Source organism: Cupriavidus sp. H19C3 (assembly GCF_049393815.1).
GTDB lineage: Bacteria > Pseudomonadota > Gammaproteobacteria > Burkholderiales > Burkholderiaceae > Cupriavidus.
Window position 1 is genome coordinate 76,633 of the sequence record NZ_CP184985.1, and the last position, 19,862, is coordinate 96,494.

Annotated in this window: 17 protein-coding genes; 7 read left to right on the top strand and 10 right to left on the bottom strand. The window is 67.7% G+C overall.

The window, feature by feature from the left end; all coding sequences use genetic code 11:
- Positions 1-106 precede the first annotated feature (106 nt).
- The 3 genes from DFLDMN_RS00345 (at position 107) to DFLDMN_RS00355 (ending at position 4,712) form a co-directional block, all read left to right on the top strand.
- Positions 107-1,072: a LysR family transcriptional regulator gene (locus DFLDMN_RS00345; RefSeq protein ID WP_423196556.1), complete on the top strand. Its 966-nt coding sequence runs from the start codon at positions 107-109 to the stop codon at positions 1,070-1,072.
- A 304-nt stretch (positions 1,073-1,376) separates the two neighbouring features.
- Positions 1,377-2,501 (top strand): CAP domain-containing protein, encoded by a 1,125-nt coding sequence (locus DFLDMN_RS00350; protein ID WP_423196557.1) that lies wholly within the window; start codon positions 1,377-1,379, stop codon positions 2,499-2,501.
- A gap of 249 nt (positions 2,502-2,750) precedes the next feature.
- Complete coding sequence (locus tag DFLDMN_RS00355; protein WP_423196558.1) at positions 2,751-4,712, top strand: gamma-glutamyltransferase family protein; 1,962 nt, start codon at positions 2,751-2,753, stop codon at positions 4,710-4,712.
- Positions 4,713-4,872: 160 nt separating this feature from the next.
- Here the strand turns inward: DFLDMN_RS00355 and DFLDMN_RS00360 are convergent, their stop codons facing one another.
- The 4 genes from DFLDMN_RS00360 to DFLDMN_RS00375 all read right to left on the bottom strand — a co-directional run bounded on the left by DFLDMN_RS00360 (position 4,873) and on the right by DFLDMN_RS00375 (position 9,661).
- On the bottom strand, positions 4,873-5,874 hold the full coding sequence (locus tag DFLDMN_RS00360; RefSeq protein ID WP_423196559.1) for a Bug family tripartite tricarboxylate transporter substrate binding protein: 1,002 nt from the start codon (positions 5,872-5,874) through the stop codon (positions 4,873-4,875).
- Between the two features lie 246 nt (positions 5,875-6,120).
- Positions 6,121-7,206 carry a phosphotransferase gene (locus DFLDMN_RS00365; protein ID WP_423196560.1) on the bottom strand — a complete coding sequence of 362 codons (1,086 nt, stop codon included), beginning with the start codon at positions 7,204-7,206 and terminating at the stop codon, positions 6,121-6,123.
- An 89-nt stretch (positions 7,207-7,295) separates the two neighbouring features.
- Complete coding sequence (locus DFLDMN_RS00370; protein WP_423196561.1) at positions 7,296-8,075, bottom strand: oxepin-CoA hydrolase, alternative type; 780 nt, start codon at positions 8,073-8,075, stop codon at positions 7,296-7,298.
- Between the two features lie 62 nt (positions 8,076-8,137).
- A complete protein-coding gene (locus tag DFLDMN_RS00375; protein WP_423196562.1) occupies positions 8,138-9,661 on the bottom strand; it encodes a 3-hydroxyacyl-CoA dehydrogenase in 1,524 nt (507 codons plus the stop codon).
- A 156-nt stretch (positions 9,662-9,817) separates the two neighbouring features.
- Between DFLDMN_RS00375 and DFLDMN_RS00380 the strand changes: the two genes are divergently transcribed.
- The gene (locus DFLDMN_RS00380; RefSeq protein ID WP_423196563.1) at positions 9,818-10,471 is read left to right on the top strand and encodes a glutathione S-transferase; all 654 of its coding nucleotides are present in this window, start codon (positions 9,818-9,820) and stop codon (positions 10,469-10,471) included.
- Between the two features lie 6 nt (positions 10,472-10,477).
- Here the strand turns inward: DFLDMN_RS00380 and DFLDMN_RS00385 are convergent, their stop codons facing one another.
- Positions 10,478-11,644 (bottom strand): pyridoxal phosphate-dependent aminotransferase, encoded by a 1,167-nt coding sequence (locus DFLDMN_RS00385; RefSeq protein ID WP_423196564.1) that lies wholly within the window; start codon positions 11,642-11,644, stop codon positions 10,478-10,480.
- A 135-nt stretch (positions 11,645-11,779) separates the two neighbouring features.
- Positions 11,780-12,298, bottom strand: a complete 519-nt coding sequence (locus DFLDMN_RS00390; RefSeq protein ID WP_423198491.1) for a PIN domain-containing protein — start codon at positions 12,296-12,298, stop codon at positions 11,780-11,782.
- A gap of 244 nt (positions 12,299-12,542) precedes the next feature.
- Here DFLDMN_RS00390 and yaaA point away from each other — a divergent pair, with 244 nt between their 5' ends.
- On the top strand, positions 12,543-13,328 hold the full coding sequence (gene yaaA / locus DFLDMN_RS00395) for a peroxide stress protein YaaA (RefSeq protein WP_423196565.1): 786 nt from the start codon (positions 12,543-12,545) through the stop codon (positions 13,326-13,328).
- A 74-nt stretch (positions 13,329-13,402) separates the two neighbouring features.
- A complete protein-coding gene (locus tag DFLDMN_RS00400; RefSeq protein ID WP_423198492.1) occupies positions 13,403-14,545 on the top strand; it encodes a M14 family metallopeptidase in 1,143 nt (380 codons plus the stop codon).
- Positions 14,546-14,563: 18 nt separating this feature from the next.
- On the opposite strand, the gene DFLDMN_RS00405 is transcribed toward DFLDMN_RS00400, so the two are convergent.
- The 3 genes from DFLDMN_RS00405 to DFLDMN_RS00415 form a co-directional block, all read right to left on the bottom strand.
- A complete protein-coding gene (locus DFLDMN_RS00405; RefSeq protein WP_423196566.1) occupies positions 14,564-15,358 on the bottom strand; it encodes a BspC domain-containing protein in 795 nt (264 codons plus the stop codon).
- A gap of 371 nt (positions 15,359-15,729) precedes the next feature.
- A complete protein-coding gene (locus tag DFLDMN_RS00410) occupies positions 15,730-16,617 on the bottom strand; it encodes an N-formylglutamate amidohydrolase (protein WP_423196567.1) in 888 nt (295 codons plus the stop codon).
- 11 nt (positions 16,618-16,628) lie between these two features.
- A complete protein-coding gene (locus tag DFLDMN_RS00415) occupies positions 16,629-17,612 on the bottom strand; it encodes a tripartite tricarboxylate transporter substrate binding protein BugE (protein WP_423196568.1) in 984 nt (327 codons plus the stop codon).
- 157 nt (positions 17,613-17,769) lie between these two features.
- Between DFLDMN_RS00415 and DFLDMN_RS00420 the strand changes: the two genes are divergently transcribed.
- Complete coding sequence (locus DFLDMN_RS00420; protein WP_423196569.1) at positions 17,770-18,678, top strand: LysR family transcriptional regulator; 909 nt, start codon at positions 17,770-17,772, stop codon at positions 18,676-18,678.
- A gap of 8 nt (positions 18,679-18,686) precedes the next feature.
- On the opposite strand, the gene DFLDMN_RS00425 is transcribed toward DFLDMN_RS00420, so the two are convergent.
- Complete coding sequence (locus DFLDMN_RS00425; RefSeq protein WP_423196570.1) at positions 18,687-19,862, bottom strand: vWA domain-containing protein; 1,176 nt, start codon at positions 19,860-19,862, stop codon at positions 18,687-18,689.

Consider the following 19,862-nt stretch of genomic DNA (forward strand, 5'->3'; position numbering starts at 1 on the left):
GCGCCGGACGATGCGGGCCACTCTACCGGATGCCATGTAATAAGAGAAATGAATTTACTGGATTTGCCAGTATCAATGTCCTGCATTCCGTGCCAGAATGCCGGGCATGCAGCTATCCCGGATCGACCTCAATCTTTTCGTGGTGTTCGATGCCATCTACAGCGAGGGCAGCATCACCGCGGCCGCACGCCAGCTCAACCTGACCCAGCCCGCGGTCAGTCACGCGCTGGGCCGGCTGCGCTCGCTGTTCGACGATCCGCTGTTTGAGCGGCGCGGACAGGGCATGGCGCCCACACCGCTGGCGCGTTCGCTGGCCGGCGAGGTACGGGGAGCGCTGCAATCGTTCGCGCGCACGCTGCAGGACACGCCGCACTTCGATCCCACCGCGACCGTGCGCCGCTTCACCATCGGCATGCGCGACGCGCTGGAGTCCACGCTGCTGCCGCCACTGATGACGCGCGTGACCGCGCTGGCGCCGCAGGTGGAGATCGCGGCGATCCGCTTCGACCGGCGCGAGATGGAGTCCGAGCTGCTGGCCGGCACGCTCGACGCGGCGATCGATATCCTGCTGCCGGTCTCGCCGGCGATCCACCACGCGCCGTTCATGTCGGACCCGATGGTCGTGCTGGCGCGCCGCGATCATCCGCTGGTGAAGAAGGAGCTGACGCTCGACCGCTATCTCGCCGCCGAGCATCTGCACGTGTCGTCGCGCCGGCGCGGCGCCGGGCTCGAGGACCAGGCGCTGCATCGCATGGGCCTGACGCGGCGCGTGCGCCTGCGTTGCCAGCACTATGCAGGCGCCTGCCGCGTGGTCAGTTGCACCGATTTGCTGGCGACGCTGCCATTGCGTTATGCGCGCATCGCCAACGAGCCCTATGCCAACCGCATTCTGTCGTTGCCGTTCCAGGTGCCGGCGCTCGAACTGCACCTGTACTGGCATGCCGGGGGCGAGAACGATGGTGCCAACCGCTGGCTGCGCGAGCAGTTGCTCGCCGTGATGGCCTCCCTTGGCGGTGGCGCGGGGGGGCCGGGCGGTGCCGTCGGTACTGTCGAATCCACGCGCGCGTCCTGACACGAGGCCGCGGCCGGGTCCTTGCTCGCGTCTTCAGGCGAGTCTTCCAGCGAATCCTCGCAGCGCCTGCCGGCCCCCTGCGCCCCCCTGCGGCAACCCCGGTGGCGCGCGCGCGAATCACAACGTAAGGAAATGTTCGCGCGCTGGACTGCCCATTCCCCCGGCCCCTACCATCGTGCGGTTTTGTCTTGGGGGGCATACATTGCAACCGCGCCGTTCACCACGTTTTCCGCTACGCCGCTTATCGCGTTTTTCCCCGCGTTTTTCGCCACATCTTTCGCCACGTCTTTCACCCGCATCGGCAATGCTTGCGGCCGCTGCCGCCGCCACGATGCTTGCCGCCTGCGGAGGCGGCGGTGACGGCGGTGCCGGCGCGGGCGCGCCTGCCGCCAATAGCACTGCCGGTCCCGCCGGCGGGACCGGCGTGACCGGCTCCCAGGCGGCCGCTTCGCCGGCGCCCGCAGCCCCCATTACGGCTGCGCAGGCACGCGCGTGCTATGCGGTCAGCGGCAACCCGGCCGCACCCGTCACCGGTGCCGTCGGCATGCTGCCCGCGCGCGGCGCCGCCGGGGTGTCCGGCTACCATGTGCTCGACGACGCGCGCGCCGCGGGCCTGTGCTATGCCAACTATCGCCGCGAGCAGGTCGGCCTGCCGCCGCTGGGCGTGCGCGATCCGCTCGGCACCGCCGCGCAGAACCATAGCGCCTACATGCTGGCGAACCAGCTGCTGACGCACGACGAGAGCGCGGGTCAGCCGGGCTTTACCGGCGCGACCGCCGAGACGCGCATCCAGGCGCTGTACCCCACCAACGCCACCGCGGAAGTGGTGGCCACCGCCAACAAGTGGACCTCGGTGGCCGGGGCCAACCTGACGCTGGCACCCAGGGATGCGCTCGTGGTCGACCTCATCAATGCGCCATTCCACCGTGCCGCGCTGCTGGGCGGCTACGCCTCGGCCGGCAGCGGCTATGCGGAGCGCGTGGGTGCCGGCAGCAATGGCGGTACCGCGGCCAGCTACTACCAGACCATCGACCTCGCCGACGCCAGCCCGGGCGGTGCGGCCAACCTGATGGTCGCGTACCCGTACGATGGCCAGGCCGACGTGCCGGCCAGCTGGGTCAACCACGAGAGTCCCGATCCGGCGCCGGCCTATGCCGGCCGCACCGTCGGCTATCCGGTCACGCTGCAGGCCATCGACAGCGCGCTCGCGTTCAACGCGGATACGTTCACCATCACCGATGCGCAAGGCCGCAATGTCGATTGCGCCAAGGTCGATGCCCGCACCGCTGGCATGGCGAGCGCGGCGCGGGGCCTGGCCATCTGCACGCCGCTGGCGCCACTGGCAAGCGGGCAGCGCTACCACGTCACGGTAACGGGCACGCTGGGCGGGCAGGGCGTCAACCTGAGTTGGGCGTTTACTACGCTGTAGGGCTGGCGGGCGGCCGAAGCTGTCGGTCCTGCGGCTGGTCATGCGGGCAGCTACCTCATGTGGCTAGCGCATGTGGCCACCGCATGCCGTCACCTCATGCCGTCACCTCATGCGGCCATCTCATGCGACGAGCTCATGGCTGGCCGGCACGCACGTCGCCGGCGCGCGAATTTGCCGGAGATCGCTGTTCGAACGGCGGATCGCCGCTACAATCGGCCAATTCTTCCCCCCCCCCAGAGGAGAGCTGGCATGGCGGCAATCGACCTGAGCAAGCGCAATAACGACAGGGGCAGCAACCAGACCAACCACAAGACCAATCCCCCCGGTCATCCGCTGCGGCGCGCCACGCTGGCGCTCGCGGTGCTGGCCAGCGCGGTGCTCGCCGCGTGCGGTACCACCGATGAACACGCGGCGGCCGGTGCGCAGACACCGGCTGCCGCCGGCACGGCCGCGCTCCCCGCCGACAAGGCGGCCCCGGCCGGACTGCCCCCCGCGCCGGAGGTCGCCTCGGGCTATCGGCCGGGCATGACCACCGCCTTCGCGCAGCGCCATATGGCCGCTGCCGCCAATCCGCTGGCTACCGAGGCCGGCCGCGAGATCCTGCGCGCGGGTGGCGCGGCCATCGACGCGGCCATCGCCATGCAGGCGGTGCTGACACTGGTCGAGCCGCAGGCCACCGGCATCGGCGGCGGCGCCTTCATCATGTACTGGGATGGCAAGCGCGTACAGGCTTACGACGGCCGCGAGACCGCGCCGGCGGGCGCCAACGAGAACCTGTTCATGCGACCCGACGGCAAGCCGATGGAATTCGCCGAAGGGCAGATCGGCGGCCGCTCGGTCGGCACGCCCGGCGTGCTGCGCGCGCTGGAGATGGCGCACCGCCAGCACGGCCGGCTGCCGTGGGCGCGGCTGTTCCAGCGTGCCATCCGGCTGGCCGAGGATGGCTTCCCGATGTCGCCCCGCCTCTATGCACAGGTGGCGGCCGACAAGTACATGATGGGTTCGCCCGAGATGGCGGGCTACTTCCTCGATACGCAAGGCAAGGCCAAGCCGGTCGGCACGATCATCCGCAATCCGCAACTGGCGCAGACGCTGCGCGAGATTGCCCAGCGCGGACCCAACGCGCTCTATACGGGGCCGATCGCGCGCGAGATCGCCGCCAAGGTCAACGGCCATCCCAATCCGGGCAGCCTGTCGACGACCGACCTTGCGCGGTACAAGGCGGTGGAGCGCAAGCCGGTCTGCACCGACTACAAGCAGTGGAAGGTATGCGGCATGCCGCCGCCGTCGTCGGGCGGGATCGCCATCGCGCAGATCCTCGGCACGCTGGAAGCGCTGGAGAAGCGCGATCCGCGCTATGCGCTCGCCAGCCTCAAGCCGCGCGCCGTCAATACGCCGGCCGCGCTCGAAGCCGATCCGCTGGCGGTGCATGCGATCGCGGAAGCCGATCGCCTGGCCTATGCGGACCGCGGGCTCTATGTGGCGGACGCCGATTTCGTACCGGTCGACGTGGCCGGCCTGGTCAGCCCCGCGTACCTGCGCGAGCGCGCCGCGCTGATTGGCGACCGCAGCATGGGCAAGGCCCAGCCCGGCGTGCCGGCAGGCTCGACGGTCGCCTTTGCGCCCGACCGCTCGCCGCTGCGCATTTCGACTTCGCAGATCGTGGCCGTGGACGACCGCGGCGGTGCGCTCTCGATGACGACGACCATCGAGTCGTACTTCGGCTCGCACATCATGGTGCGCGGCTTCATGCTCAACAACCAGCTCACCGATTTCTCGTTCGTGCCGAGCGAGAACGGCAAGCCGGTCGCCAACCGCGTGCAGGCCGGCAAGCGTCCGCGCTCGTCGATGGCGCCGACCCTGGTGTTCGATCGCCAGAGCGGGCGCCTGGTGGCGGCGCTGGGCTCGCCGGGCGGGTCGCAGATCATTGAGTACGTGTCGAAGACGCTGGTGGGCCTGCTCGACTGGAACATGGATGTCCAGCAGGCGGTCGGCATGGCGAATTTCGGCAGCCGCAATGGGCCGACGGAGGTCGAGAAGGGACTCGTGACGCCGGGCCTGGTCGACGCGCTGCGCCAGCGCGGGCATCAGGTGGCGGAAATCGAGATGACGAGCGGCACGCAGGCGATCATGCGTACCACGCGCAATGGCCGGGCCGTCTGGGCCGGTGGCGCGGATCCGCGCCGGGAAGGGGTCGCGCTCGGCGATTGAGGGACGGACGCAGGCGCCCGGATGCCCGGGGCGCCTGCGCAAGCGCTGCTCTCCTGGCGCGCGCCTTCAGGCGCGCCCCTTTAGGCGCGCCCCTTTAGGCACGCCCCTTTAGGCACGCCCCTTTAGGCACGCCCCTTCAGGCGCGCCCGTTCATGCCCGCTCAGGCATCGAGCTTCACGCCGGCCGACTTGACCACCGCGGCCCAGCGCTTTTCCTCGCTCACGAAGAACTTGTTGATTTCCGGCGGCGTCATGGTGACCACCTCGGCGCCCTGGCCGGCCAGCTGCGCGCGGATTTCCGGCGTGCGGATAATGCGGATCAGTTCGTTGCTCAGGCGCGCCACGATCGCATCGGGCATGCCCTTCGGCGCCATCACGCCCTGCCACGTACCCGATTCGAAGTTCGGCACGCCCTGCTCGGCGATGGTCGGTACCTGGCTCACCAGCGCCATGCGCGTCTTCTTGGAGACCGCCAGCAGCTTGAGCTTGCCCGCCTGCACCTGCGGCAGCGTGGCCAGCATGCCGTTCATCAGCACCTGGGCGGTGCCGCCCACGGTATCCGCCACGGCCTGCGCGCCGCCCTTGTAGGGCACGTACTGCCACGCCGCGCCGGTGGCCTGCTGCACTGCCACGCCGGCCAGATGCGGCGCGCTGCCGATGGCCGTCACGGCGAAGTTGAGCGACTTCTGGTGCGACAACGCCACCAGTTCCTTGAGGTTATTGGCCGGCACGCTCGGATGCACCACCAGCAGGTGCGGCGAGTAGGCCAGCATGGCCACGCCCTTGAGATCCTTTTCCGGGCTGAAGGTCAGCTTGGTATAGACCGACGGGCTGATCGCCAGCGCGCCCACGTCGCACAGCAGCAGCGTGTGGTTGTCGGCACCGGACTGGGCGACCATCGCCGCGCCGATATTGCCGTTGGCACCGGGACGGTTATCCACCACCACCGGCTGGCCGAGCGCCTCGCCGAGCTGCTTGCTGATCAGGCGCGCGATGATGTCCGACGAGCCGCCGGCAGGGTAGGGCACGATCAGGCGGATCGGCCGGGTCGGCCACTTCTCGTCGGCCCATGCCGACAACGGGGCCAGCAGGCCGGAAGTACCGACAGTCCCGAGGGCAGCCAGGCCCGAGGCCTGGCCAAGAAAACGGCGACGTGCATTCATGTTTTGTCTCCTGTAGCGCTTATCATCAGTTGTCGTACAACACGGGCTGGAGTGTAGTCGCCTTTTTACCGATGGTCTATCAGGATTTACGCAAGTCCATACTGAGGAAATGGGGAGGGTGTGGGCGGCCGATATGATCAGTTGTCCGATAACGTCGCGGGCGCGGTAACGGAACGGTGGAGCAGCCAACGATGGCGCTTCCCTGCCGCCGACAGAGGCAGGGAGCCCGGCCGCGCCCGGCGGCCGTCAGGCGCCGGCCTTCTGCGCGTACTTCCAGCCCATTTCCGCCATCGGCCGGGCGCGCTTGCCCGCATCGAGGGCCTGGGCGGACGACGCGGTGCCGTCGACCACGCGCTTCATGATGCCCTGCAGGATGCCGGCGATACGGAACATGCTGAAGGCGAGGTAGAAGTTCCAGTCGCCCGTGATCGGCCGGCCGGTGCGCTGCTCATACAGGCGGCGGTAGGCGGCCTCGTCCGGAATGCCGAGCGCGGCGTAATCGAGGCCCGCGATGCCGCGGAACTGCCCGGGCGCGATATGCCAGCTCATGCAGTGGTAGCCGAAGTCCGCCATCGGATGGCCCAGCGTGGACAGCTCCCAGTCCAGCACCGCCAGCACGCGCGGCTCGGTCGGGTGGAACATCAGGTTGTCGAGCCGGTAGTCGCCATGCACGATGCTTGTCAGGGCATCGGCGTCGGCGGGAATATGCCCGGGCAGCCACTCCATCAACTGGTCCATGGCCGGGATCGACTCGGTCTCGGACAGCTTGTACTGCCTGGTCCAGCGCTCGATCTGCCGTTGAAAGTAGTTGCCGGGCTTGCCGTAGTCGCCCAGGCCGATGGCCCGGTAGTCGACGCTATGCAGCGCGGCGATCACGCGGTTCATCTCGTCGTAGATGGCGGCACGCTCGGCCGGGGTCATGCCGGGCAGCGACTGATCCCACAGCACGCGTCCCGCCACGAACTCCATGATGTAGAAGGCGCGGCCGATCACGGTCTCGTCCTCGCACAGCGCATACATGCGTGCGACCGGCACGTCGGTGCCGGCCAGCGCCGACATCACGCGGTATTCCCGCTCGATCGCATGGGCCGACGGCAGCAGTTTCTCGCGCGGGCCGGGTTTGGCGCGCATGACGTAGGTCTGGCCCGGCGTGATCAGCTTGAAGGTCGGGTTGGACTGCCCGCCCTTGAACTGCTCGACGGTCAGCGGGCCGGCAAAGCCCTCCACGTGCTGGCGCATCCAGGCCTCCAGCGCGCCCGTGTCGAAGCGCTGCTGCTCGGCCACGGGTCGCGTGCCTTCGAAGTGCGAAACATTGTTCGAACCATTGCTCATGCTGTCTCCGTCCGTGCCTCGTCTCTGGTCTGTTCTCGTGCCGCCGCGTCGCGTTATCGGTTGCGCGCTGGCGTTGGTCGTGGCTGCGCCTAGCGGTAGTTCGGCTTGCGCTTCTCAAGAAACGCGCTGATGCCTTCGCCGCCATCGGCATGATGCAGTGCTGCCACAAAGCTGTCGCGCTCGGCCGCCAGATGTTCGGTCAACGTGGCGTTCTGGGCATGGTTGATCAGCGCCTTGATGCCGCGCACCGCGTTTGGCGATTCGCGGCCGAGCTGCTCCGCCAGCCGCGTCGGCTCGACCAGCGCCTGGCCCGGCGGCACCACACGGTTGACGATGCCGAGCTGGGCGAGGCGTGCCGCATCCACCGGCTTGCCTTCCATCATCATCTCGCTGGCCAGCTGGCGCGGCAGCATGCGCGCGAGTTCGTAAGAGCCGCCGCCATCGGGCGTGAGGCCGACCTTCACATAGGCCATGACGAACCGGGCATCGCTCGCGGCCACCACGAAGTCGCAGGCCAGCACCAGCGAGAAGCCGGCGCCCGCGGCCGGGCCTTCGACTGCGGCGATGATCGGCTTGGGATGCGCGTGCAGCGTCTCGATCCAGTGATTGAGCGTCTCGATGCTTTCCTCCTGCACCGAGCGCGGCCTGGCACGATTGCCGAGCAGGCGGTTCAGGTTGCCGCCCGCGCAGAACACGCCATCGGCACCGGTGATGATGACGGCGCGAATCGCGTCGTCGCGCGCGGCCACCTCCAGCGCCTCGTGCGAGGCCGCGTAGATATCGGGATGCAGCGCATTGCGCGCCTCCGGATTCGAGATGGTCAGGACCAGCGTCGAGTCGACGCGTTCGGAAAGCAGCTGGGCAGTCATGGCGGGCTCGGTACGGTATCGGCGGAAAACAAAACGGGCGCCCCGCGACAGGGCGCCCGCGCTCAGGCTTCCTCGGTCAGCAGCGACAGGCCCAGGCCCGCGCGCCGCCACAGCCACGGGCTCGGACGATAGCGCATGTCGCCGGTGAGGCGGTCGAGGTTGCGCAGCACCTCGAGGATCAGGTCGGGGCCGATGGCGTCGCCCAGCGAGAGCGGACCGCGCGGATAGCCCAGCCCGAGGTTGACCGCGAGGTCGATGTCGGTCGGCGTGGCGATACGCTGCTGCGCGATATCGCTGGCGATATTGACGATGCAGCAGATCATGCGCTGGGCCACAAAGCCAGCCGAGTCGCGGATTACCGTCACGGGCACGCCGTCGCTGGCAAACAGGCCATGCGCCGCGTCGCGCGCGGCCGCGCTCGTGGCCGGCGTGGTCATCAGCGTGCGGCGCCTGGTCGCCTCGAACGGCAGCAGCGTATCGATGGCCACGGTGCGGCTCGCGTCGAGGCCCTGCTCAAGCGCGGCGGTGGTGGCATCGAGGCCCAGCGGCGTGACCACGATCAGTGCTTCGGCCGACGGCGTGTTGCCGACTTCCGGCGTCACGCCCATGGCGGTCAGCAGCTTGACGGTCATGGCATGGCCACGCTCGTGCGCGCGGCTCACCCACACGCTGGACGGACGCGCCGCGGGCGCGACCGCGGCGGCGGGCACCTGCTTCTGGCCCTCGGCATACGTGTAGAAGCCGCCACCGGTCTTGCGGCCGAGCAGGCCGCCGACGTAGCGCAGCGCCGTGATCGGCGACGGACGATAGCGCGCTTCCTGGTAGAACTGGTTGTAGATCGACTCCATGACCGGATGCGAGACGTCGAGCCCGGTCAGGTCCATCAGCTCGAACGGCCCCATGCGGAAGCCCGCCTGCTCGCGCATGATGTTGTCGATCTCGGCAAACGAGGCCACGCCTTCCTGCGCGACCTTGAGGCCCTCGATATTCATGCCGCGGCCGGCATGGTTGACGATGAAGCCCGGCATGTCCTTGCAGCGCACCGGCGTATGGCCCATGCGGCGCGACAGCGCCATCAGCGCATCGCCCACCGCGGGGTCGCCCGAGAGGCCGTCGATGACTTCCACCACCTTCATCAGCGGGACCGGATTGAAGAAGTGATAGCCGGCGATGCGGCCCGGCAGGCGCGCACCCACCGCGATCGCGGTGATCGACAGCGACGAGGTATTCGACGCGATGATCGCGTTCTCGCGTACGATGGCTTCCAGCCTGGCCACCAGGTCGCGCTTGACCTCCAGCTTCTCGACGATCGCCTCCAGCACCATGTCGCAACCGGACAGGTCCTCGAGCGCGTTGCACGGCTTGACGCGCGCCAGTGCGGCATCGGCATCGCCGGTGCTCATCTTGCCCTTGTCGGCCAGCTTGGCGAAGGTGTCCTGCAGGTACTGGCGCGCCGCCGCGACGGCCTGGGGATTGGTGTCGAACAGGTGCACGGTCAGGCCGGCCTGCGCGGCGATCTGGGCGATGCCGCGGCCCATTGCGCCGGTGCCCACGATGCCTAAGGTGTCGATCGGGAAATTGCTCATGATTCCGGTCCAAGAAGATGTGGTTAAATTAGCACGACCGTACGTTTTTTGCACTTGGCGCGGGCCCGGTCTTTTGCACGCCGCGTGCGCTGATCGGCCACGCCGGCCGCGCGCCAGTCACGATCCACGACGTCCGAAGAGAGGGGAGAGAGACATATGATCAAGCTATGCGGATTCGCTGCCAGCAACTACTACAACAAGGTCAAGCTGGCGCTGCTGGAAAAGAACCTGCCGTTCGAGGAAACGCTGGCATGGATGGGCGAGACCGATGCGGCCGCGTCGCCGGGCGGCAAGGTGCCGTACATGATCACCGATTCCGGACCGCTGTGCGAGTCGGAAACGCTGGCCGAATATATCGAGGCCACCTATCCGCAACGTCCGCTGCTGCCCGCCGATCCGTACCAGGCCGGCAAGGTGCGCGAGCTGGTGTCGTACATGGAGCTGTATCTGGAACTCACCGTGCGCGAGTTGTATCCGGAAGCGTTTTTCGGCGGCAAGGTCAGCGACAACGTCAAGGCGCGCCAGCTGCGGCTGCTGGAGCGCTATATTCCCGGCTTTGCCACGCTCGCGAAGTTTTCGCCGTATATCGCCGGCGACACCTTCACGCTCGCGGACTGCGCGGCGATCTGCCACCTGCCGCTGGTGTCGTCGGCGACCAAGATCATCTATGGCCGCGACCTGCTGGTCGAACTGGCGCCCGGACTGCCGGTCAAGGAGTACCTCAAGCGCATGAGCGAGCGGCCGAGCGTGCAGAAGGTCAACGCCGATCGCAAGGCCAATGTCGAGCTGATGATGAACCGCAACAGGTAAGGCCGCTCAGATCCGCGCCAGTCGCTCGAGCGCGAGGGCCAGCGTCTCTTCCTTCTTGGCAAAGCAGAAGCGCACCACGCCCGATTCGCGCGGCTGCGAATAGAAAGCCGAGACCGGGATCGCCGCCACGCCGATCTCGCGCGTGAGCCACATGGCGAAATCGGCCTCGCTCATATCCGAGATGGCCGAATAATCGACGCACTGGAAGTAGGTGCCGTCGGACGGCAGCAGCTTGAAGCGCGTGGTGGCCAGGCCGGTGCGGAAGAAGTCGCGCTTGGCCTGGTAGAACGCGGACAGCTCCAGGTAAGGGCGCGGGTCCGTCATGTACTCGGCCAGCCCGTGCTGCATCGGCGTATTCACGGTGAAGACGTTGAACTGATGGACCTTGCGGAATTCGGCCGCGAGCGCCGCCGGCGCGGCCACGTAGCCGACCTTCCAGCCGGTGACGTGGTAGGTCTTGCCGAAGCTCGACACCACGAAGCTGCGGCGCGCCAGCTCGGGATGGCGCGACACCGATTCGTGGCGCTGGCCGTCGTAGACCATATGCTCGTAGACCTCGTCCGACAGCAGCAGGATGTCGGTGCCGGCCAGCAGGTCGGCCAGTTGCTGCATGTCTTCGGCACGCCAGATCGTCCCCGTGGGATTGTGCGGCGTGTTGATCATGATCATGCGCGTGCGCGGCGTGATGGCCGCGGCGAGGCGGTCGAACGGAATGCGGAACGCGGGCGCATCGAGCGCGACCGGCACCGCCGTGCCGCCGGCCAGTTCGATCGCGGGCAGGTAGCTGTCGTAGCACGGTTCGAGCACGATGACCTCGTCGCCCGGATGCACGGCGCACAGGATCGAGGTCAGGATGCCCTGGGTGGCGCCGGCCGTGATCGTGATCTCGCTGTTCCAGTCGTAGCGATGGCCATACTGCGCGGCGATCTTGTCGGCGATGGCCTGGCGCAGGCGCGGAATGCCCGCCATGGGCGGATACTGGTTGTGGCCCGCGCGCATGGCCTCGGCCACCGCGTCGACGATGCGCGGGTCGCAATCGAAATCCGGAAAGCCCTGGCCCAGGTTGACCGCGTTCTTCTCGGTGGCCAGCGCGGACATCACGGTGAAGATGGTGGTGCCGACCTTCGGCAGGCGGGACAGCGGGGGCGTGAGCGGGGCGAGTTGGGAATCCATGGACGTTCCGGAAAAAAGGGAAGGACGACGGCCGTCGTCGGGGCCACACGGGCTGCCTGTCGCGCCCGCCAGGTCCAGCGTGCTGCCGGCGGTCGGACCGGCCGGCTCAGGCTGGCGCCGGTGCGGGCGCGTGCGTCATTCTAGCGGGGATCGCTGCGGCTGCCACGCGGCCAGCCACGCGCCGAAGGCCCGCGGCGGCAGGATGTCGACGCCGCTGGTGCGGCGCAGGCGGCTCCTGAGCTTGAGTACGGCCTTGTCCTTGGACACCAGCAGCGCCGCACGCGCGTCGTGCGCGAGCTCGATAAACTTCTGGTCGTCGGTGTCGCGGCAACGCGGCAGGCGGATGCCGTCGGCGCTCTCACCCGCGCTCTCACCCGCGCTCCCATCCGCGCTCTCACCCGCGCTCGCCCCCCGCAGCGGCGCCGCCACCAGTGTGCTCACGCGGTCCACCTCGGCCAGCGCCGCGCCGATATCCACCGCAAAGCGCGCAAACTGCGGATAGGCCAGCACGCGGCGCAATTCCTCGCGGCAATCGGCGCGGATCACCGGCGCGATGGTGCCGGCCGCCAGCGCGGCGCGGATCGGCTCCACGTGGGGATCGCGAAACACGAGCAGGTCGACCCAGATATTGGAATCGAGCACCACGCGCGGCACGGCGGCGGGTACGGTCCCGCCTGGAGCCTCGCTTGCGGCTTTGGGTGCGGCTTTGGTTGGGGCCCTGGTGGAGGCGTCAGTTGCGGCATCGATGGGGGCATCCGTGGGGGCGTCCGGCAGGACGTCCGGGTGCGCCTCGGGTCGAGCGGCGGGTAGGGCAGCCAGCACGGCGTGGGCGGGGTCGGCGATGGGATCGATGGGCATTCGCTACAATCGGGATTTTGCTTCTGCCCGCGATTTTGCCATGCTCATCGTCCTGTCTCCCGCCAAGTCCCTGGACTACGAGACGCCCGCCCCCATCAAGACCCACACGCTGCCGCGCTTTATCGAGCGGTCGACCGCGCTGATCGAGCGCCTGCGCCGCCTGGCGCCGCGGGACATTGCGTCTCTGATGGACATTTCCGACAAGCTCGCGGTGCTCAATGCCACGCGCTATGCGGACTGGTCGCCCGAATTCAGTGCGGCCAACAGCAAGCAGGCCGTGCTGGCCTTCAATGGCGACGTGTACGATGGTCTCGACGCCAGGACCCTCAGCACCGACGACCTCGCCTTTACGCAGAAGCACGTGCGCATCCTGTCCGGCCTGTATGGCGTGCTGCGCCCGATGGACTGGATGCAGCCGTACCGGCTCGAGATGGGCACCCGCCTCGATACCGCGGCCGGCAAGGACCTCTATGCGTTCTGGGGCGACGACGTCACGAAGTTGCTGAACAAGGACCTGGCCGACCTCAGGCACGAGGGCCCGGCCACGCTGATCAACCTCGCCTCCGAAGAGTATTTCAAGGTGGTCCGGCCCAAGGTGCTCAATGCGCGCGTGATCACGCCCGTGTTCGAGGACTGGAAGGGCGGCCGCTACAAGATCATTTCCTTCCATGCCAAGCGTGCGCGCGGCACCATGGCCCGCTATGCGGTGACGCACCGCGTGACCGAGCCGGCCCGCCTGCGGCGTTTTGCCGAGGACGGCTATGCGTTCGACAAGGCCGCTTCCAGCGACGACCGCTGGGTGTTCCGCCGCCGCCTGGAAGACTGATGGAGCTCGCCGCTATGACGCAAACGCCGAAGAACCAACCGCCGATGACCGCAACGCCGAAGAGCCAACCGCCGATGACGCCAGCCCTGCATATTTCCTCGTCGTTCGATTCGGGCGCCATCGAGGTCGAGTCGCTCGACCGCGCCGACGATATTCGCCTGCGCATCCGCGCCGACTCGCACGCCGACTTCCGCCAGTGGTTTCATTTCCGCCTGCAGGGCGCGCAGGGGCAGGCCTGCACGCTGCGTTTTCTCAACGCGGGCGAATGCACGTATCCGGACGGCTGGCGCGACTACCGCGCGGTGGCCTCGTATGACCGCGTCAACTGGTTCCGCGTGCCCACGCGCTACGACGGCAGCACCATGACGGTCGAATGCACGCCCGCGCACGACAGCATCTGGTTCGCGTATTTCGAGCCCTATGCGGAAGAGCGCCACCTGGCGCTGGTGGCCACCTGCCAGCGCTCGCCGCTGGCGCGGCTGTCGCACCTCGGCAGCACGGTGGATGGGCGCGACCTGACCTGCGTGACGGTAGGCCAGCCGGGTCCGGGCAAGAAGACGGTGTGGATGATCGCGCGTCAGCATCCGGGCGAAAGCATGGCCGAATGGTTCTGCGAGGGCGTGCTGCAGCGCCTGACCGGTACCGGCATGTGGGCCGGCGATCCCGTGGCGCGCGTGCTGCTGGAGCGCGCGGTATTCCATATCGTGCCGAACATGAACCCCGATGGCTCGGCGCGCGGCAACCTGCGCACCAACGCCGCGGGCGCCAACCTCAACCGCGAATGGATGACGCCATCGCTGGAGACCAGTCCCGAGGTCTGGCATGTGCGCCGCGCGATCGAGCAGACCGGCGTCGATCTGTTCTTCGATATCCACGGCGACGAGGCACTGCCGTACAACTTCGTGGCCGGCAGCGAGATGCTGCCCAGCTTTACCGAGGCCCAGCGCGAACAGCAGAGCCGCTTTATCGAGGCCTTCAAGCGCGCCTCGCCCGATTTTCAGGACGTGCACGGCTACGCCGCCAGCAAGTACAACGCCGATGCGCTCAAGCTGGCCTCCAAGTACATCGGCCATACGTTCGGCTGCCTCGCGCTGACGCTGGAGATGCCGTTCAAGGACAACGCCGACCTGCCCGATGCGGAGCGCGGCTGGAACGGCGCGCGCAGCGCGCTGCTGGGAACGTCGATGCTGCAGGCCATCCACACGTTCCTGGGCTGACGCCGCGCGGCGCCGCGCTCAGTGCTTCTTTTTGCTGGTGGTCTTGGTCGACGTCTTCGAGGCGGTCGACTTCGACGATGCAGCCTTGGACGACGAAGCCCTGGAGGTCGACTTGGCGCTGCCCTTGCCCTTGGCCTTGCTCCGGCCATGACCGGTGGCTACCGCCGGGGCCGCGGGCGGCTCGCTGATGGTGTCGCCGTCGCTGTCGAGCAGTTCGTAGGCCAGCATCATGCCGTCGTCGTAACCGCAACGCACCTTGACCGGTTGCCATTGGGCTTCGCCCTGGCGCCGGTGCGCGCTCGCGGTGAAGGTGACCACCGAGGTCACGGGCACGGCCTGCTTGCCGCGCGAGAAGCGGCCGCTCCACGGCTCCACCGTGGCGGCGCCGTTCGCCAGCGCGCCGGTCGGAATCTTCAGTGCATCAAAGATCGGCGAACGTGGCACCACCCAGCTCGCATGCGCCGCGCAATCGGCCACTTCGGGCGCCGCGTTGTCGCTCTTCATCAGTTGTTCGCGCATCTGCGCGCGGTACTCGGCCAGGCTGACGCGGCCTTTTTCGGGCAGGGTGACGGTCTTGGTGGGGGGGCGGGCAGTGGCGGGGGCCTTGCCGGCAGCGTTCGGGGCGGCGGGCGCGGTACCGGCGGGAGCATTGGCGGCGGGCGTGGCGGGCGATGCGGCAGCGGCCGGCTGTGCGGTGGCATCGGGCTGGTCCGCCGGCGTGGTGGCGCATCCGGCCAGCGCGATGGCCCCGGCCACTGCGGCACTCAGCATGCGGAGCCGGGTACCAAGCAGGTGGGTGAGATGTCGGATCACGGAATCGTCTTGCTGGATCAGCAAAGGGATTGGCAAAAGGATTGGCGAAGGATTGCCATGATAGAGGATGCCTTCGCCGGAAAGTTCGTAAATGTTGTTACCCTTCGTTCAAAGGCGCGTAAAGACCCCGCAAGCCTCCGGCAACGGCGGTCAATCAGCGAAGGGGAGTAGCGGCGCGCTTACCCGCAAACGCCGATGGCGTCGTGCGGCGATAACAGACAGCGCAGGGATGGCGCAAGACCGGGGGAACCCCGTGACGCGCCGGCGAGACGGATCGCCGGGCGCCGCGGGGCAATGCAACAGCGGTGGTCGCGGTCGCGGGACCCAACCGGGACAGGCGCGCGCGGCACGTACCGCGCGCGTGACACGCACTAAGCGTCGCGGGTGAAGCGCAGCAGGTCGTCCATCAGCGCGTTGAGATCGCGCTGCAGCTTGGAGAAGCCCGGGCCATGGGTCAGCGCGGTTTCATCCATGTAGAGCTTGCGGTTGACTTCGAGTTGCAGGCTGTGACGGTTGGCCTGGGGCTGGCCCAGCACGCGCACGATCTCGACACCCTTGTACGGGTGATTGCGCCACACCTCGTAGCCCATCTCCTTGAGCACGCCCTCGACACGATCGGTAAATCGCTTGTCGCAGGTGGTGCCGTCGCGGTCGCCCACCACGAAGTCCGGATGCTCGATGCCCGGATGCTCGGTGGCAAAGCGCGCGGCCTGGCTCGGCATCGAATGGCAGTTGATATGCCACACGCGGCCGTGCTGCGCGAGCGCGCGCTCGGCGAGCTTCTGCAACTGCGCGTAGTAGGGCAGGTAGTAGCGCTGGATGCGGGCCTGCACCTCGGCCACCGGCAGCTTGCGATCGTAGAGCGCTTCGCCGGTATCGAGCACGCGCCAGACCAGGCCCTTGCCCAGGCGCGTCTTCGAGGTGACCTGCAGCGGCTCGGGCCACGGGGCGTCGAGCAGCATCTCGTCGATTTCCTCGAGGCCACGGTTGGCATCGAGGTAGCTGCGCGGAAAGCCCGCGCACAGCAGCGGAATGCCGCGCGCCGGCGCATCGGCGTAGAGCTCGTCGACGAAGGTGTCCTCGGCCTGCCGCAGCAGCGGCAACGGCAGGCTCGCGGCATGGCCGAAGTCGGCCGGGTAGACCGTGCAGCTATGCGGCGAATCGAGGAACAGCGGGCCGCACGCACCCGCGGGCATCTGCAGGAAGTACGGCGCAGAGGCCTGCGGCGCGGCGGCGCCCGTTCGGACGGTATCTGTCATGATGCGGGGCTTCAGTCCAGGGAGATCTTGGCGGCTGCGGCCACGCGCTTGTTCTTGGCCACTTCGCTGGTGATCTGCGCGCCAAAATGGGCAGGCGTATCGCCGACCGGCGTGGCGCCCAGTTCCTCGAGCTTCTTGCGCACTTCGGGCTGAGCCAGCACCTTCACCGCGGCGTCATGCACCTTGGCCTGGATGTCGGCCGGCAGCTTCGCGGGGCCGATCAGGCCGAACCATGCGGAATCGTTGACTTCGGGCAGGCCCAGTTCGGCGAAGGTCGGCACATTGGGCAGCGCCGGCACGCGCTTGGGCGCGGCCACGGCGAGCGCATGCAGCTTGCCGGACTTGATGAACTGCAGCGACGACGGCAGGTTGTCGAACAGCACCTGCACCTGGCCGGCCAGCGCGTCGTTGAGCGCCGGGCCCACACCCTTGTACGGCACGTGCAGCAGTTCGGTCTTGCTGCTCATCTTGAACAGTTCGCCCATCATGTGCGAGACGCTGCCGTTACCGGCGGAACCGTAGGCGATCTTGTTCGGCTCCGACTTGGCGAGCGCGATAAAGGCCTTCATGTCGGCGACCTTGACCGCCGGGTTCACGCTCATCACGTTCGGCACCGAGGCCAGGTTGGTGATGGGGGTGAAGTCCTTGGTGGCGTCATACGGCAGCTTCGGATACACGGCCGGGTTGATGCCATGCGTCGAGGCGGTGGCGACGCCGAGCGTGTAGCCGTCCGGCGCGGCCTTGGCCAGGTACGCGGTGCCGATGCTGCCGCCGGCGCCGCCACGGTTGTCCACGACCACCGGCTGGCCCAGTTCCTGGCCGAGACGATCGGCGACCACGCGCGCGACGATATCGGTGGTGCCGCCGGCCGGGAACGGCACGACGAGCGAGATCGGCTTGGTCGGGTAGCTGCCTTGCGCGAAGGCAGGCACGGCGAAGCCGGCGGACAGGGCGGTGGCGGCGGCGAGGGCGCGGATCAGGTGACGGCGTTGCATGGGAACGATTCCGTAAGTGGGGGAGGGAAAGCGCAATGTCTGCGTTTGCAGGCAATTCTGAGCCCGCCACGCAAGGCATGCAAACGATTTAAAATCGCACGGTCATTCCAAATGGTATTGCACTCGTGCGCAAGGATTCGGGAAATAAAGGTGATTTATGAGGCGCTTATGTCCGTCGATGACCGAGCTTCAGGCGTTTGAGGCGGCCGCGCGGCATAACAGCTTTACGCTGGCCGCGCGCGAACTCCACGTCACGCAGGGCGCGGTCAGCAAGCAGGTGCGCAGCCTGGAGGCGTTTCTCGGCGTGGAACTGTTCGAGCGGGTGCGCCAGCGCCTGCTGCTGACCAGCGCGGGCGCGCGCTATCTTGAGCGGATCCGCCCGAGCCTCAACGATATCGAGGCCGCCAGCGTGGAGCTGATCGCACGCAAGGGGCGCGGCGGCATTCTCCATGTGGCGAGCATGCCGACGCTCGGCGCCAAATGGCTGATCCCACGCCTGCCGCAGTTCTTTGCGCGCCATCCGGAAGTGACGCTCGAATTCGTGCCGCATGCGCAGGGCTACGACTTCTCCGAGCCCGATCTCGATGCGGCGATCCGCTTTGGCGACGGGGTATGGCCGGGCAGCCTGGCCGACTATATGACCGGACGCGAGGTGGTGCCGGTCTGCCGCCCGGGCCTGCTCGCGGCCGAGCCCGGCGGCATGGCGCAGGCGCCCGAGGCCCTGTTGCGCTACCCGCTGCTGCACCATACGACCGTGCCCGAGGCCTGGCCGGACTGGCTGTCAGCGTTGGGCGTCTCGGCCCGGCAGGCATGGAGCGGCGCGCGCTTCGACCAGTTCTCGCTGCTCACGCAGGCCGCGGTGTCGGGGCTCGGCATCGCGCTGATCCCGCGCTGCCTGATCGAGGAGGAGCTGGCCACCGGCGCGCTGGTGATCGCCCACCCCGCGCGCGTGCCGGCGCGCAAGGCCTATTACCTGTGCTATCCCGAGCAGAAGGCTCATATGCCCGCGCTGCAGACGTTCCGCGCGTGGCTGATGGAGGGTGTGGACGTGGTCGCGGAGGATTGACCCGCGGCCTACTTCGACAACACCTTCATCGCCTGCTCCAGCCCCGCGATCGTCACCGGATACATGCGCGACTTCATGATCTGGCTGATCACCGTGATCGACTGCCGGTACTGCCACAGCCCTTCCGGCTCGGGGTTGAGCCAGACGAAATGCGGAAACTGCTCGATCAGCCGGTTGAGCCAGACCGCGCCCGCCTCCGGGTTGTTGTATTCGACCGAGCCGCCGGGTTGCAGGATCTCGTACGGACTCATGGTCGCGTCGCCGACGAAGATGACCTTGTAGTCGGGCGTGTACTTGTGGATCAGGTCCCAGGTCGCGATCTTTTCCGCGTGGCGGCGGCGGTTGTTCTTCCACACGTAGTCGTACACGCAGTTGTGGAAGTAGTAGTACTCGAGGTGCTTGAACTCGGTCTTGGTCGCCGAGAACAGTTCCTCCACGCGCCTGATGTGGTCGTCCATCGAGCCGCCCACATCCATCAGCATCAGCACCTTGACCTTGTTATGGCGTTCGGGCCGCAGCTTGATATCGAGCAGGCCGGCGTTGGCCGCGGTGGAGTGGATGGTGTCGTCGAGGTCGAGCTCGGTATCGGCGCCTTCGCGCGCAAACCGCCGCAGGCGCCGCAGCGCCACCTTGATATTGCGCGTGCCCAGTTCCACCTGGTCGTCGTAGTCCTTGTATGCGCGCGCCTCCCACACCTTGATCGCGGTGCGGTTGCCCTTGGACGGCCCGCCGATGCGGATGCCCTCGGGGTTGTAGCCGCCATGGCCGAACGGCGAGGTGCCGCCGGTGCCGATCCACTTGTTGCCGCCCTCGTGCTTTTCCTTCTGCTCGTCGAGCAGCTGGCGCAGGCGCTCCATCAGCTTGTCGAGCCCGCCCATGGCCTCGATCCTGGCCTTCTCCTCGGGCGAGAGCTCGCGCTCCAGGGTCTTCTGCAGCCAGTCGAGCGGAATATCGCTCTTCCAGTCGACCAGGTTCTCCACGCCCTTGAAGTACGCCGCAAAAGTCTGGTCGAACTTGTCGAAGTGCTTCTCGTCCTTGACCAGCGTCATGCGCGCCAGATAGTAGAACTCGTCGATCGACGGCGAGATGACCTGTGCGCGCAGCGCTTCCAGCATGGTCAGGTATTCCTTGACCGAGACCGGCAGCTTCGCGTGCCGCAGCGAGAAGAAGAAGTCGATCAGCAT

Bases quoted from the DNA above. Each gene is read 5' to 3' on its own strand.
- yaaA (WP_423196565.1), top strand. From the start codon at position 12,543: ATGCTCATCGTCCTGTCTCCCGCCAAGTCCCTGGACTACGAGACGCCC.
- DFLDMN_RS00365 (WP_423196560.1), bottom strand. From the start codon at position 7,206: ATGAGCAATGGTTCGAACAATGTTTCGCACTTCGAAGGCACGCGACCC.
- DFLDMN_RS00345 (WP_423196556.1), top strand. From the start codon at position 107: ATGCAGCTATCCCGGATCGACCTCAATCTTTTCGTGGTGTTCGATGCC.
- DFLDMN_RS00425 (WP_423196570.1), bottom strand. From the start codon at position 19,862: ATGCTGATCGACTTCTTCTTCTCGCTGCGGCACGCGAAGCTGCCGGTC.
- DFLDMN_RS00400 (WP_423198492.1), top strand. From the start codon at position 13,403: ATGACGCCAGCCCTGCATATTTCCTCGTCGTTCGATTCGGGCGCCATC.
- DFLDMN_RS00360 (WP_423196559.1), bottom strand. From the start codon at position 5,874: ATGAATGCACGTCGCCGTTTTCTTGGCCAGGCCTCGGGCCTGGCTGCC.
- DFLDMN_RS00370 (WP_423196561.1), bottom strand. From the start codon at position 8,075: ATGACTGCCCAGCTGCTTTCCGAACGCGTCGACTCGACGCTGGTCCTG.
- DFLDMN_RS00355 (WP_423196558.1), top strand. From the start codon at position 2,751: ATGGCGGCAATCGACCTGAGCAAGCGCAATAACGACAGGGGCAGCAAC.
- DFLDMN_RS00410 (WP_423196567.1), bottom strand. From the start codon at position 16,617: ATGACAGATACCGTCCGAACGGGCGCCGCCGCGCCGCAGGCCTCTGCG.
- DFLDMN_RS00415 (WP_423196568.1), bottom strand. From the start codon at position 17,612: ATGCAACGCCGTCACCTGATCCGCGCCCTCGCCGCCGCCACCGCCCTG.
- DFLDMN_RS00375 (WP_423196562.1), bottom strand. From the start codon at position 9,661: ATGAGCAATTTCCCGATCGACACCTTAGGCATCGTGGGCACCGGCGCA.
- DFLDMN_RS00350 (WP_423196557.1), top strand. From the start codon at position 1,377: ATGCTTGCGGCCGCTGCCGCCGCCACGATGCTTGCCGCCTGCGGAGGC.
- DFLDMN_RS00420 (WP_423196569.1), top strand. From the start codon at position 17,770: ATGAGGCGCTTATGTCCGTCGATGACCGAGCTTCAGGCGTTTGAGGCG.
- DFLDMN_RS00380 (WP_423196563.1), top strand. From the start codon at position 9,818: ATGATCAAGCTATGCGGATTCGCTGCCAGCAACTACTACAACAAGGTC.
- DFLDMN_RS00385 (WP_423196564.1), bottom strand. From the start codon at position 11,644: ATGGATTCCCAACTCGCCCCGCTCACGCCCCCGCTGTCCCGCCTGCCG.